This window comes from [Flexibacter] sp. ATCC 35208, assembly GCF_001975825.1.
In the GTDB taxonomy this organism is placed as follows: domain Bacteria; phylum Bacteroidota; class Bacteroidia; order Chitinophagales; family Chitinophagaceae; genus Chitinophaga.
In genome coordinates this window covers 77,848-91,114 of record NZ_MTKN01000020.1, presented here as the reverse complement: position 1 = coordinate 91,114, position 13,267 = coordinate 77,848, and the positions used below count along the sequence as shown (strand labels likewise).

At 43.4% G+C, this 13,267-nt stretch carries 12 protein-coding genes; 8 read left to right on the top strand and 4 right to left on the bottom strand.

All coding sequences use genetic code 11. The features are described 5' to 3' along the window. The first annotated feature begins 41 nt into the window (after positions 1-41). From BW716_RS14640 to BW716_RS14615, 5 genes are all read left to right on the top strand, one after another. Positions 42-527, top strand: a complete 486-nt coding sequence (locus BW716_RS14640; protein ID WP_083723314.1) for an RNA polymerase sigma factor — start codon at positions 42-44, stop codon at positions 525-527. 26 nt (positions 528-553) lie between these two features. Continuing rightward, positions 554-1,600: a hypothetical protein gene (locus BW716_RS14635; protein WP_083723313.1), complete on the top strand. Its 1,047-nt coding sequence runs from the start codon at positions 554-556 to the stop codon at positions 1,598-1,600. A 52-nt stretch (positions 1,601-1,652) separates the two neighbouring features. Further along, complete coding sequence (locus BW716_RS14630) at positions 1,653-2,561, top strand: outer membrane beta-barrel protein (protein ID WP_179091137.1); 909 nt, start codon at positions 1,653-1,655, stop codon at positions 2,559-2,561. 408 nt (positions 2,562-2,969) lie between these two features. Further along, positions 2,970-5,885: a pitrilysin family protein gene (locus BW716_RS14620; RefSeq protein WP_235643707.1), complete on the top strand. Its 2,916-nt coding sequence runs from the start codon at positions 2,970-2,972 to the stop codon at positions 5,883-5,885. 143 nt (positions 5,886-6,028) lie between these two features. Then, a complete protein-coding gene (locus tag BW716_RS14615; RefSeq protein WP_083723309.1) occupies positions 6,029-6,616 on the top strand; it encodes a murein L,D-transpeptidase family protein in 588 nt (195 codons plus the stop codon). 193 nt (positions 6,617-6,809) lie between these two features. On the opposite strand, the gene BW716_RS14610 is transcribed toward BW716_RS14615, so the two are convergent. From BW716_RS14610 to BW716_RS14600, 3 genes are all read right to left on the bottom strand, one after another. Further along, on the bottom strand, positions 6,810-7,745 hold the full coding sequence (locus tag BW716_RS14610; RefSeq protein WP_083723308.1) for an alpha/beta hydrolase: 936 nt from the start codon (positions 7,743-7,745) through the stop codon (positions 6,810-6,812). A 72-nt stretch (positions 7,746-7,817) separates the two neighbouring features. Beyond that, positions 7,818-9,731 (bottom strand): acetate--CoA ligase, encoded by a 1,914-nt coding sequence (acs, locus tag BW716_RS14605; RefSeq protein WP_083723307.1) that lies wholly within the window; start codon positions 9,729-9,731, stop codon positions 7,818-7,820. A 228-nt stretch (positions 9,732-9,959) separates the two neighbouring features. Next, positions 9,960-10,253: a hypothetical protein gene (locus tag BW716_RS14600; RefSeq protein ID WP_083723306.1), complete on the bottom strand. Its 294-nt coding sequence runs from the start codon at positions 10,251-10,253 to the stop codon at positions 9,960-9,962. Between the two features lie 372 nt (positions 10,254-10,625). On the opposite strand from BW716_RS14600, the gene BW716_RS14595 reads away from it, so the two are divergent. Both BW716_RS14595 and BW716_RS14590 read left to right on the top strand, forming a co-directional pair. Continuing rightward, positions 10,626-11,249 (top strand): helix-turn-helix transcriptional regulator, encoded by a 624-nt coding sequence (locus tag BW716_RS14595; protein ID WP_083723305.1) that lies wholly within the window; start codon positions 10,626-10,628, stop codon positions 11,247-11,249. Between the two features lie 176 nt (positions 11,250-11,425). After that, positions 11,426-11,902, top strand: coding sequence for a hypothetical protein (locus BW716_RS14590; protein ID WP_083723304.1), 477 nt, complete (start codon positions 11,426-11,428; stop codon positions 11,900-11,902). Here BW716_RS14590 and BW716_RS14585 read toward each other — a convergent pair. Further along, the gene (locus BW716_RS14585) at positions 11,897-12,418 is read right to left on the bottom strand and encodes a 5'(3')-deoxyribonucleotidase (RefSeq protein WP_083723359.1); all 522 of its coding nucleotides are present in this window, start codon (positions 12,416-12,418) and stop codon (positions 11,897-11,899) included. The genes BW716_RS14590 and BW716_RS14585 overlap by 6 nt on opposite strands. A gap of 94 nt (positions 12,419-12,512) precedes the next feature. On the opposite strand from BW716_RS14585, the gene BW716_RS14580 reads away from it, so the two are divergent. Next, positions 12,513-13,259 (top strand): DeoR/GlpR family DNA-binding transcription regulator, encoded by a 747-nt coding sequence (locus tag BW716_RS14580; protein WP_083723303.1) that lies wholly within the window; start codon positions 12,513-12,515, stop codon positions 13,257-13,259. The last annotated feature ends 8 nt before the right edge of the window (positions 13,260-13,267 follow it).

Below are 13,267 nucleotides of genomic sequence, written 5' to 3'. Positions count from 1 at the left end.
GTAATTGTCGGACATTAGCACTAAAATCCTGCAACACCTGGATGACGGAAAAGGAGTACAACAAATGCGTGGATCTGTACGCGGATAATCTCTTCCGGTTTATAGTAAAGAATTTAGACCATACAGAGGATGCGAAGGACGTGGTACAGAATGCGTTTGAAATATTGTGGAAACATTGTATAGATGTGCCTTTTGAAAAGGCAAAGTCATATCTCTTTACAGTAGCTTACCACAATATGATCGACCATGTCCGTAAGATAAAGCGGATAACCCTGGTAGATGAGTTCAAGGAAGAGATGAGGATCAGCGAGCAAAAAGTGAACGACGCCAGGAAAGTATTGGAGAAAGCGCTGGATAAGCTGACGGATGTACAGCGGTCCCTCATCCTGTTAAAGGACTATGAGGGATACAGCTACGAAGAGATCGGAGAAATTATGCAGCTAAACCCATCTCAGGTAAAAGTATACCTGCATAGGGCGAGGTTACATCTGAAGCAGTATCTTGGGAAAATTGAAAATGTAATTTGATCTGATTATTAATTATTTATCAGAATTTGGCGATAAATATTGACATATCTAACTATGAGGAGTACCTGCTGAGTGCCGTGGACGGTGAACTAAGTGAGGAAGAGCAGGCTGCGCTGGAGGTTTTCCTTCAGCAGCACCCAAAATACAGGCAGGAATTGCTCCTGCTGCAATCGGCGCGTTTGGTACCGGATAGCGAAGTGCACTTTGATGGGAAAGAAATGTTGTACAGGCAGTCGGATGCCAACACACTTTCTGCCGGAAACTACGAAGGCTTCCTGCTGGAGTATATAGATAATGAACTAAATAAGGATGATCAACAAAAGGTTGAAGTGCTTGCTCAGCAACATCCACACATCAGCCGGGAGCTACGCCTGCTGGAGGCATCCAGGCTGAAACCGGATATGACCGTCAGATTCCCGGATAAGTCAAGGTTATACAGGAATACGACACATGTACGTGCTATCTGGTGGTGGGCTGCCGCAGCTGCGGTAGTGGCAGGAATAGCGTTGGTAACCATTCCTCCGCGTCACACGGATAAACAGGGAACAGAGCTGGCGGTGCAGCAACAGAAAAAGCAGCAGCAACAACTGCCAACTGTTTCAACACCAGTTCCTCAGCCATCAGTGACAGAGAAGCAGCCAGTCAATAATACGCCGCAGATCGCGAATGCCCAGCCTGTGGCAGCTCAGCATGCAACGCCTGTACCAACAGCTCTTCAACAAGCTCATGCCACACCTGTTGCTACAAATCTGGAAGACAGTCATCCGGCTTCTGTAGCTTTGAACAAGCTGCCTCAGCCTGAAAGCACGACCAGTGAGATTGTACAGCAGCTGAAAGAACAGAAGGAACAGCAACAAATTGCGAATGCCGGAATAACCAATGAAACTGATAAGGCGCCAGTTATTGCAAAAACGGAGAACAATAATAAAGAAGATGCTATGAATACCCGGGTTACTGAAGCGGCCAGGCCCGTTCAAGGAGAACTTGTTGTGTCAGTGACAATGAGAGGAGATAGTAAAGTATTAAATGGAGTTGCAAACGTAGCGCGATTCTTTTCCAAAAAGAAGAAATAAGCAGGCAATGCTGTTGTCAGGACGGCAATATCTTGATGTAAGAATTATTAATATGAAGTGTAAAGTATTACGCTGTTTAATTTTATTGCTTTTCATCTGCGCGGGAGTTCATGCCCAGACAGCGGATACCATCCAGGTGAAAGGATTGATTATTGTACAGGGAAAAGATGCCAAAGGCAAGCGCATCTTTAAAGTGTATAATGATACGGCATATGCACGTACTCAACTGAAACGCAATTTACAGACACGTTGGTTCGTTTTGGATCTGGGATATAATAACTATATAGACCGAAGTGATTATAACGGGGCTGCTGCGTATGCTTTATATGGTTCACCCAGCGATATATATTTTGATGAGCTGAATAAGTCATACACCTATTCTGCAGCCGGGTTAAACACCCTGGCACCCAGAACGGGGAGTTCACCACTCACACCATCAGAGTTTAAGTTGATTGCCGGTAAGTCGGTAAATGTCAATATCTGGTTATTCCAGCAGCGGCTGAACATATACAGGCATAAGCTGAACCTGATTTATTCGCTGGGGGTGGAGATGAACAATTACCGTTTTGCCCGTAATATTACTTATGTTCCTGGTTATCCTACTACTATTATGAGGGATACAGTGAGCTTTTCAAAGAATAAGCTGTTTGTAGAGTATTTGAGTGTACCTGTCATGTTGAACTATAACAGCAATCCAGCCCGCCCTTCACGTGCTTTCAAAATGAGCATGGGTATTATGGGAGGCTACCTTATCAAAGCCCGTACAAAGCAGATCAGCAAGGAACGGGGCAAAGTAAAGAAAGTTGACGATTTTAACCTTAATAAATGGAGACTCAGTATTACCGGAGATGTGGGATATGGTCCTGTTAAGCTGTATGGAAACTTTGCATTGACGCCATTACATGATTACGGTCTTGAGCAATACCCATTTTCAGTGGGGTTACGCTTCAATGGTTTTTAAGTACTGAGGATCAAATATGTGTTAGTATGCGCTCATTCATTACGTTTATGGTTTGTACCGGGTTTATAATCTGGGCCCACTCATGTGATAAGAGAATAGTAGGTGTGAAGATTTATGGTCATGGGCCAGATTCGAATCCAGGTCAGGATGGTTTTGCTCAGAAAGAATCACGTTCACCTTTACCAGTCTTTTTTGCAAATGCCGCTAACAGGCATTATGCTGACTCTATTCTGTTGCTAAAAAAGGATCTCTTCATATTGAGATAGGGGCAGGGAGGCCCCCCGTCCGTTGCTCACCTTTATACTCCTTTTAACAATTTTCCCCTTGTAGGAAGTTGAACATTACCGTTATATTTGGTTTTTATTCAAAAACCAACAAATGAACCTCGTTAAAAAAACAATTTTTTTAATGCTGCTAGCCAGTTGCATTATTCAACTGTCTATTGCCCAGCAGAAGTACGAATGGAAGGAGGCCAAATCTGGCGGGTATACCTATAAGTATATCACCAATGACCCCATGCAGGCCCGATTCTATACCTTGAAAAATGGTCTGACTGTAATTCTGAGCGTCAACAAAAAAGATCCTCGTATTCAGACCCTTATCGGCACAAGAGCAGGTAGTAACAATGACCCACATGATCACACTGGTCTTGCTCACTACCTGGAACACCTTCTTTTTAAAGGCACAGAGCAATATGGATCTCTGGACTGGGCTAAGGAAAAACCTTACCTGGACAAGATAGAAGGTCTGTATGATACCTACAATCATACAACCGATGCTATTGCCCGCAAAACTATCTACCATCAGATAGACAGCGTATCAGGTCTGGCCGCTAAATATGCCATTGCCAACGAGTACGATAAAATGATGACCGGTATGGGTGCACAGGGTACAAACGCGCATACCTGGGTTGAAGAGACCATTTATGAGGAAGACATTCCTTCCAATGCCATCGACAAATATCTTGCTGTACAATCAGAACGCTTTAAAGATCCTGTATTCCGTCTCTTCCACACAGAACTGGAAGCTGTATATGAAGAAAAGAACAGAGGTCTGGACAATGATAGCCGTAAGTCTTATGAGCTGATGCTGTCTTCTCTGTTCCCTACCCATAACTATGGTCAGCAGAGCACCATCGGTACGGTGGAGCACCTGAAAAATCCTTCTCTGAAAGCGATCCGTCAGTTCTACAACACTTACTACGTGCCGAACAATATGGCCATCGTAATGGCGGGGGACTTCAATCCTGATTATGTGATCAAGAAGATTGATGAAGACTTCGCTTACATGAAGTCTAAACCAGTTCCAGAATACAAAGCTCCTGTAGAAGCGCCTATAAAAGCGCCGATCGTGAAAGAAGTAGTAGGTCCTGATGCTGAAAATGTAATGATTGCATATCGTATGCCTGGTGCATTGGATACCAAATCCTCTGTACTGCTGGGTGTAATTTCTGAAATCATGAACAATGGTAAAGCGGGTCTGCTGGATCTGAATGTGAATAAGGCACAGAAAGTACTGAGCTCCAGTGCTGGTGTAATGGGCTGGAAGGATTATGCTGTGTTCCAAATGAGTGGTAAACCTAAGCAGGGTCAAACCCTTGATCAGGTAAAAGATCTGTTATTGGGTCAGCTGGAAATTCTGAAAAAAGGTCAGTTCGACGAAACCCTGGTAAAGGCGATTGTGAACAATGCCAAGCTGTCTGAATTACAGGGGCTGGAAAACAATAACAACCGTGCTAGTTCCCTGATGGATGGTTTTATCAAGCACAGGGGCCAGAACTGGCTGGCTGATGTAACCTATGTGGATAACATGGGTAAGGTAACCAAGCAGCAGATCGTTGATTTCGCCAATAAATATTTTAATGATAACTACGTACTGTTGTACAAGCGTAAAGGGGAAGACAAGAATATTGAAAAGGTAGAAAAGCCAACGATCACGCCTGTTGCAATTAACCGCAATGATCAATCTGCTTTCCTGAAAAAAGTAGATGCCATCCCGGCTACACCAGTACAACCACAGTGGCTGGATTTCGACAAGGATATTCAGAAAGGTAAAGCTGGTCAGGCAGACGTACTGTATGTACAGAACAAAGACAATGGTCTGTTCCGTCTGTACTATCGTTTTGACATGGGTAGCTGGAACAATAAACTGTTGTCACTGGCTACACAATACCTGCAATTCCTGAGTACTGATAAATATACTTCTGAGCAGATCAGCAGGGAGTTCTATAACATCGCATGTAGCTTCACCGTAACTTCAGGCAATGAAAACTCTGTGATTGCTATCTCTGGCTTACAGGAGAATTTCGATAAGGCTGTTGCCCTGTTTGAGCATCTGTTAACACATTGCCAGGTGAATGAAGATGCACTTGCTGCACTGAAAGGTCGTATTGGTAAATCACGTACGGATAGCAAACTGAATAAAGGCAATATCTTGAAAGGCCTGGCTAACTATGCAATGTATGGTGCCAAAAATCCTTTCAACAATGCGCTGAGTCAGGCTGACCTGGATGGTGTAACCGCCAGCCAGTTGACAGACATGTTGCACTCTATGGGTAACTTCAAGCACACAGTTATCTATTATGGTCCTCAGTCCATGAATGAAATGATTGCTGCTGTACAGAAAGAGCACGTGATTCCTGCTTCGTGGAAGGAAATACCTCCTCAACAGAAATTTGATAAAATAGATCAGACTAAAAACCAGGTGCTGTTTGTAAACTATGATATGGTACAGACAGAAGTAAACTGGGTAAGGAATGATGAAGTATATAGTCCTGACAAAACAGCGCTGGTAAGCATGTTCAATGGATACTTTGGTGGAGGTATGGGATCTATCGTATTCCAGACTATCCGTGAATCCAAGGCGCTGGCTTATTCTACTTATGCTTTCTATTCTACACCTGATAAGAAAGGCGCACGCTATTCTACCGTTGCTTACGTAGGTAGTCAGGCAGACAAGATGAATGATGCGATCAACGGCATGAATGAATTGCTGAATGATATTCCTCGTTCTGACAAGCTGTTTGAAACTGCAAGACAGAGCCTGAAACAGGATATTGAAACTGAAAGAATCACACAGGATGGTATCATCTTCACTTACCTGGCTGACCAGAAACTGGGTCTGCAGGAAGACAACCGTAAGAAGGTATACGAAAAGATCGATAAGATCACCTTTGATGATGTGAAAAAATTCCATGACGATGAGCTGGCAAATAAGCCATATACTTATTGCGTGGTAGCATCAGACAAACGTGTGAACCTGGACGATCTGAAGAAGTTTGGTGATGTGAAAGTATTGACGCTGGAAGAAGTATTCGGTTACTAATTCCTCCAAAAAATATCAGCCCTCCGGTGCCTTGTGTGGTGCCGGAGGGTTTTTTATTTACCTTTGCGACGTCAATTTTTTTAACCCGTTGCAATAAAGAGTTGACGCTCAACGTTAAGTAACCAGCTAAATACCCTGTGAAAATGAATCGCTATTGCCTGTTACTATTATTGATATTACTGTATGTGCCAGTATCAGGATTTAAAACCACAATTACTACTAACATTAATAATGACAGTTATCTTTATTCAGTGAAAGTGAATCCGGGGAATATAGACCCTGACAAGATCTTTCTGCTGATAGACAAAAGCGACTATAGGCTTTACTTATATGAGGATGTGACACTTCGAAAAATCTACAAGGTAGTATTTGGTAATAATGATCAGTCTGATAAGTGCAAAGAAGGTGACCGGTTGACGCCGGAAGGAACTTTCCATATTCAGAGCAAAAGGCCCGATAAGTTATGGAACCGGTTTATGCTGCTGGACTATCCGAATGAAGCGTCTCTGGAGCGTTTTCATCGTTTGCAAACTGAAGGATATCTGCCTTCGGTGGCAACACCGGGTGGTGGTATTGGCATTCATGGTGTAGAGTGGAATTCCGGCATTCGTGACAACTATGTAGAACAACGCATTAACTGGACGCTGGGTTGCATTAGTATGAAGAATAGTGATGTGAGTGAGTTGTACGAAGTGATCAAAGTAGGTACACCGGTAGTGATTAGAAAATAAGAGCTGCATGTTAGATTGCAGTAAGAGATATTAAATTTGTATTGCTGTACAGCATAATTATTAGAAGATCTTACAAGCTTTAGGTTAGCATCGTAGTGACATCAGCAACGTTCTGTGGCTGGTGGCATGAATTAACATAAAGACGGGTATTGGTCTTGTGAAGGCATGCTTCATTCGGGTGAAGCATGCTTTTTTATTTTGTGGTCAGGAAAGTAGTGATTGCATTTTTCCATTTAGGTCCTTCATGTCTGCAAAAAGATTGATGACCAGATCCGGTAAATACGACCAGTTGTTTTTGTGAACTGCCCAGGTGTTTGAAAACGGAATTCGTTTCCTGCCTGGTCACCCTGATATCATGCTCACCCCAGCAAAGTAATACGGGCATTTTCAACTTTTCTCCCTCTCTTGCAGGTTGATATCCCAGTCCCCAAAATCCCTGTTCTAAGCCGCCCCAAATTGCCAGCAATTGGGAGAGTGGTGTCTCTGGTAAATTCACTGCGCGCATACGACTCTTCACAGCATCAGTAAGGGTTGCGAAGGGGCATTCCAGGATCAGCTTTTGGGGTTGCAGGTGATAAGTGGGTACAGCTCTCATAATGGCTGCGGCTCCCATACTTGCTCCCCATAGGATGATCGGTTTGTCATTCTGTTTGCTGATATAATCATAAGCGGCTTTTACATCATATGCTTCTTTGTAACCTATAGAGCAGGTATTGCCTTCGCTATCACCATGACCTCTGAAGTCAGTGAGGAAAGTACTATATCCTAAATGGCGAAACCATGCTGCTTCTGAAAGGCAGGGGCCTTTGTTGCCACCGTAACCATGAAATAATAATACCGTGCCTTTGGAGTTGGGTACAGGTATATACCAGCAGGAGAGGTGCAGGCCATTGGATGTAGGCAGACTGACAGGAATGTAAGCTGTATCAGGGTGAGTGGTAGCAACGGTTTTAGACATGCGTACACCGAAGAAGATGATCTTTAGTTTTCCGAGAGCATTCATCTGCTCTGGCTTACGGTTGTCTGATGTACCAGGTGCATAGAAATGAGTGAATTTATAAGCATGAAAGGCAGCTACAATATTGAGCGTGATGAAGAGAATAATCAGGGTACGTTTAAGCAGCTTCATGGGGAACAAGGTATAGGAATTTTCTTTTTAAAACAATGCTTCTGCCAGTGGCAGAAGCATTGTTGGGTTGTATTATTGCTTTCCTCTTTTGATCTCATCGACTACGTTCGGATCCAGCAGGGTAGAGGTATCGCCCAGGTTCTCCATTTCACCTTCAGCGATTTTGCGGAGAATACGACGCATGATTTTTCCTGATCTGGTTTTAGGCAATCCGCTTACAAACTGGATCTTATCTGGTTTGGCAATAGGGCCAATGATGCGGGATACAGTTTGCAGGATGTCTTTCTTTGTCAGTTCAGGATCATGCACCATTTTTTCTGCAATGACGAAGGCATAGATACCTTGTCCTTTGATATCGTGCGGATATCCTACCACTGCGCTTTCTACTACGCCTGCGTGCATGTTGATCGCATTTTCAACTTCGGCGGTACCTATACGGTGTCCGCTTACATTCAATACATCGTCCACACGGCCGGTGATGCGGTAGTAGCCATCTTCATCGCGGAGACAACCATCGCCGGTGAAGTAGAGGTTGTCGTAGGTAGCGAAGTAAGTGGTACGGCAGCGTTCATGATCACCGTAAGTAGTACGGAGCATGCCTGGCCATGGGAATTTTATACAGAGGTTACCATTCACATTGTTGCCGGTGATTTCCTGGCCTCGTTCATCAACGAGGATAGGTTGAACGCCTGGCAGTGGGAGTGTGGCGTAACCGGGTTTTTCTGCTGTGATGCCTGCGATTGGCGTGATCATAATACCACCGGTTTCAGTCTGCCACCAGGTATCTACTATTGGACAACGTCCTTTACCTATATTGTCTTTGAACCAATGCCATGCTTCTTCATTGATGGGTTCACCTACACTGCCCAGTTTTTTCAGGGAGCTCAGGTCTTTGTGGTTCACTGGTCCCAGGCCATAGCCCATGAGGCTGCGGATGGCAGTAGGCGCGGTGTAAAGGGTATTGACACGGAATTTGTCGGTGATAGACCACAGGCGGCCTGCATCAGGCCATGTAGGCACTCCTTCGAACATAACGGTGGTCGCGCCTGCGCTGAGCGGACCATAGATGATATAGCTATGGCCAGTGATCCAGCCTACGTCTGCAGTACAGAAGTATACTTCACCTGGCTGGTACTGGAATGTATTAACGAATGTGTAGTTGGCGTAAACCATATAGCCGGCGGTGGTATGCACGACACCTTTTGGCTTGCCGGTAGAGCCGGAAGTATAGAGAATGAAGAGCATGTCTTCTGCATCCATTTCTTCGGCAGGGCAGGGAGGGTTGCCCATGGTTTCTACCTGTTTGATTTCATCTTCCCACCAGAGGTCGCGGCCTTTGATCATACTTACAGGCGTACGGGTGCGGGTACATACGATTACTTTCCTGACGGAGGGGCAGGCGATGAGAGCATCGTCGATTACAGATTTCAGGGGAATATCTTTATTACCACGGAAGGCGCCATCGCATGTAATAACGAGGCTGGCCTGGGCATCCTGAATTCTATCGGCGATAGATTGTGCGCTGAATCCACCAAATACCACGGAGTGAATAGCACCGATACGGGCGCATGCCAATACGGCAATAGCCAGTTCCGGAATCATACCCATGTAGATGCAGACACGATCACCTTTCTTAACACCATTATTTTTCAGAACGTTTGCGAACTGGCAAACTTTGTTATACAGGTCTCTGTAAGTAATAACGCGGTGACGTTCTTCCGGATCATTCGGTTCCCAAATGATGGCGGGTTTGTTGCCTAATGTGCCAAGGTGGCGGTCGATGCAATTTTCAGTGATATTGAGTTTGCCACCGACGAACCATTTTACATCTGGCTCTTTGAAGTTCCATTCCAGGACTTTATCCCATTTGCGGCGCCAGTAAAAATGATCAGCTACATTCGCCCAAAATCCCTCGGGGTCTATGATGCTCTGCTGATACTGCTGTTGATACTCTTCTAAGCTTCTAATCTGGTAAGGATAAGCCATGGCTGCAATCAGTTTTTGTGTTGGTCAATAAGTAATAACGTGCGCGTAATATGTGCAGCTTAAATTTAATGAAATTGGGGAATACGGTGGTAGTGATTAATCGTTTATAAGCAAATATTAACGTAAAAAAAGGGGAATAACTGATATGCCTTTCACTACGACCTTTTGGTGGAGGTAGTGAATACCCTCCGGACAGGAGGCTAAAACTACAGGTAAAAGAAGGAGCAATTAGTGCTTCCCATTCTTTTTGCGATACTTGTCGCAGTAATCCCAGAATTCCTTGTACACTTCGTCTGATACTGAAATGATCTTTTCCTTTTCTGCATTACTGAGTAAAGGGTTGACCTGTTCTTTCTCTCCATTGACCGTTTTGGTGGACGGGCGCATTTTGCGATAGAAGGTTGGAACGCTCCAGTTACATTCGATGCAAACGCGTTCGCGGAATGTAAGTGGCAAGTTGATCATTTTGGTGTGCAAGTCCTGCATGAGGTTGACTGCTTCAGTGCCTTTTGATTTTGACATTTTGTTTTGGTTTTATACCTTGGGACAATTGGTTGCAACTTGTTGATAGTGATGTCATTAGTATAAAAGCCGTGCACGTGTTAACAAATGTATTTATAAAATTATAAATGACGTAAAATATGCACATAAATTTTATAAATTATTAAAAGACTTGTTATTATAAATTTATATAGCTTATAAATGTCAACATTTTACCTCGAATTTGATGGAAGACTGCTTGATTTAGAACGGAGTTTGTCACTTTATTCCCCTAATTATGACGTAACTATATTGTCTATATGAAAGACCAATTAGGAAAATGAAATGGAAATTATTATTATATTGTATGAATTGCACATAAAAGCGATAAACAGTTAGTAAAATCAAGCATACATGTCCAGGTTAATCCATATGGGCCAGCGCCTGAAGCAAATCTTAAAACAGAAAAAGGTTAAGATTGTTGACTTTGCTGATATGGCCGGTTTCACGAACCAAATAGCCCATTACCATTTACGAAAAAGCGATATGAAGCGAAGTACATTAGAGAAGTTCTGTGAGATCATCAGTATCTCGCCGGAAGAATTCTATGAATGGAACAGCGTTTCTGTCATTAACGGCGAAAAGCCTCCTGCTTCCTCAGTATTACATCATGGTCACAGATTGATGGAACTTATCAGCGAACGGGGATTGAATAAAACCAGGTTAGCCAAGCGGCTGGGAATGTCGAGGCGAACCATGTACAATCTCTTTGATAAAGAATTATTCGGAAGTGAAGAACTGGACAAGGTATCCAGGGCACTTGAAATTAGTTCTACCGGTTTCCTTCATCCGGGCTCATTGGATGATACACGGATTGCTGATAATGATGAGATGCTCGCTTTAAGAGAAAAATATTACAAGTTGCTGGAAGAGCACAATTTATTATTGAAAACCCATTCTTCAACCAAAGAAGCACTCGAACAGCTCAAGAAAGAAAATTTACAATTACGTAAACAAGCCCGGTCCAAAAAGGGCTAAAATGAACCAGTGTTTATCAACCTATCAGAAGACCTATTTTGAAAAGCCTATTCTGTATTAAATAGAGAGCCATTTTCTTAATTCCATCATCGAGCGTATTTTATTGTACTATTATTTTGCGATAAATTACATTTTGCTAATCCCGATTTCAGGATTTTAAAATAAATGTCACTGATATGAATTATTTGCCTGGTGCATTCGATGTTCCTATGTGGTATATCGTTATGCACTTAAAGGGGGCATCTGGTATTCTCACGCAAAAGAGATATTGCGATGTGCTGGCCCGCAGACTTAACCGTGATCAGGAGAATAGTCTGATCAGGGTTGATGATTACCTGCTATTGCCTGACGCTTTATACCTGATGGTGCAGGAAGAGGCTTTGCAACTTGATGTATGGTGGCCAGCTTTCAGGGATCAGTTGCTGGAAGATCTGAAAGGATTATATATCTCTGAATTGGTAGCCGGAGGGGCGACTTCTCCTGCAGTGGATATGCTGTGGGAACCTCTGTCTCATGAGTTGATCACTGGTCCGGAAGCCTTTGAGCACAGGGTAAATGAAATGTTGTTTTTACCTGTGCGCAAAGGGTTGGCTCCAGATCCGAACTACTATCCTTATAACAGTGTAAATAATAAAGCAGGGATAGATCTATAATAATAACTGACCTACTTCTTCCCAGGTGTTTACACGTTTGTAGCCAGAAATATTGACATTGTGCGGTGCTGTAAACATCAACGGTTCGCCTTTGAAATATTGCAGATTTTTCACATGATCATCGATCATGTAATCGGCATGAACAATGGTCTTGGATCCACAGAAAACGATACGTTCCCACCCAATGAATGGAAAATGCTCCTGTAACCAATCCAGCTTTTCAACGAGTGATTGTGGAAACTCCATGGCTGCAGATACGATGAATACATCATGTTTGTCAAATAATGCTTTGACTACCTCCTGGCAGTCTTTGATGACTGGCTTGTTCCTGAAGAACCCTGGTTCGTAAAGGAATCCTCTGATCACGTCTTTACCGGCAGGGAAGCCTTCTGTTTCCGGTAAGCCCATGAGGGAGTTTTTGTCAATTGTTTCACCGTAGCGTGCTGCGTACCAGTCGATGTATTGCTGGCATGTATCTGCCATAACTCCATCCATGTCTATTGCTATTCTTGCCATATTTTGCAATTTATTGCAAAATATGGCAAATAGTACAAAATTCATAGCAAAATATTGCATGTTTTTACTTAATATTGCAGGAAATTGCAACAACATGCTGAAAGAGGAACGTTTTGAGTACATCCTCAGAAAGTTACAGGCAGATCATAAGGTGTTACATACGGAGTTGAGTAATGACTTAAATGTGTCAGAAGATACCGTGCGTCGTGATCTGGAAGCCTTGGCGCAAAATGGTTTGTTAATCAAAGTAAGGGGAGGGGCCATTCCTCATTCTCCCAATCCGTTTAATTTTACAGAAAGAATCACCATTCACGAAGATGATAAAAGAGCGATAGCCGACAAGGCCCTCTCATTTTTACACAATGGTCAGACTATTATAATGGATGGAGGTACTACCACTTATGCACTCGTCAAGTTATTCCCACCTGCATTACAGCTAACCGTCGTTACTCCCAGTATTCCCATTGCCATGCAATTGATGGAACATCCGGGTGTAGACGTTATTCTTACCGGGGGGCGTATTTTCAAGAGTTCGCAGGTAACTGCGGGTATTGAAACGATTCGTATGCTCGAGAAGCTGCGTGCTGATATTTGTTTTATGGGTGTATGCAGTTTGCATACAGAAGTAGGCGTGACGGGGCCTCACCTGGATGAAGCCAGCGTAAAAAATGTGATGGTACAATCATCAAGCAAAGTGATTGCCCTGGTGACGAGCGATAAGATGGGAACAGCGGAACCATACAAAGTATGTGATATAAGAGAGATGGATACGATTATAACCGACGAGGCAGGATTAGCCATGGCAGGACCTTACAGAGAGCTGGGTATTAACGTGATCTGATTTTAATT

Bases quoted from the DNA above. Each gene is read 5' to 3' on its own strand.
- BW716_RS14640 (WP_083723314.1), top strand. From the start codon at position 42: ATGACGGAAAAGGAGTACAACAAATGCGTGGATCTGTACGCGGATAAT.
- BW716_RS14630 (WP_179091137.1), top strand. From the start codon at position 1,653: ATGAAGTGTAAAGTATTACGCTGTTTAATTTTATTGCTTTTCATCTGC.
- BW716_RS14620 (WP_235643707.1), top strand. From the start codon at position 2,970: ATGCTGCTAGCCAGTTGCATTATTCAACTGTCTATTGCCCAGCAGAAG.
- BW716_RS14615 (WP_083723309.1), top strand. From the start codon at position 6,029: ATGAATCGCTATTGCCTGTTACTATTATTGATATTACTGTATGTGCCA.
- BW716_RS14610 (WP_083723308.1), bottom strand. From the start codon at position 7,745: ATGAAGCTGCTTAAACGTACCCTGATTATTCTCTTCATCACGCTCAAT.
- acs (WP_083723307.1), bottom strand. From the start codon at position 9,731: ATGGCTTATCCTTACCAGATTAGAAGCTTAGAAGAGTATCAACAGCAG.
- BW716_RS14600 (WP_083723306.1), bottom strand. From the start codon at position 10,253: ATGTCAAAATCAAAAGGCACTGAAGCAGTCAACCTCATGCAGGACTTG.
- BW716_RS14595 (WP_083723305.1), top strand. From the start codon at position 10,626: ATGTCCAGGTTAATCCATATGGGCCAGCGCCTGAAGCAAATCTTAAAA.
- BW716_RS14590 (WP_083723304.1), top strand. From the start codon at position 11,426: ATGAATTATTTGCCTGGTGCATTCGATGTTCCTATGTGGTATATCGTT.
- BW716_RS14585 (WP_083723359.1), bottom strand. From the start codon at position 12,418: ATGGCAAGAATAGCAATAGACATGGATGGAGTTATGGCAGATACATGC.
- BW716_RS14580 (WP_083723303.1), top strand. From the start codon at position 12,513: ATGCTGAAAGAGGAACGTTTTGAGTACATCCTCAGAAAGTTACAGGCA.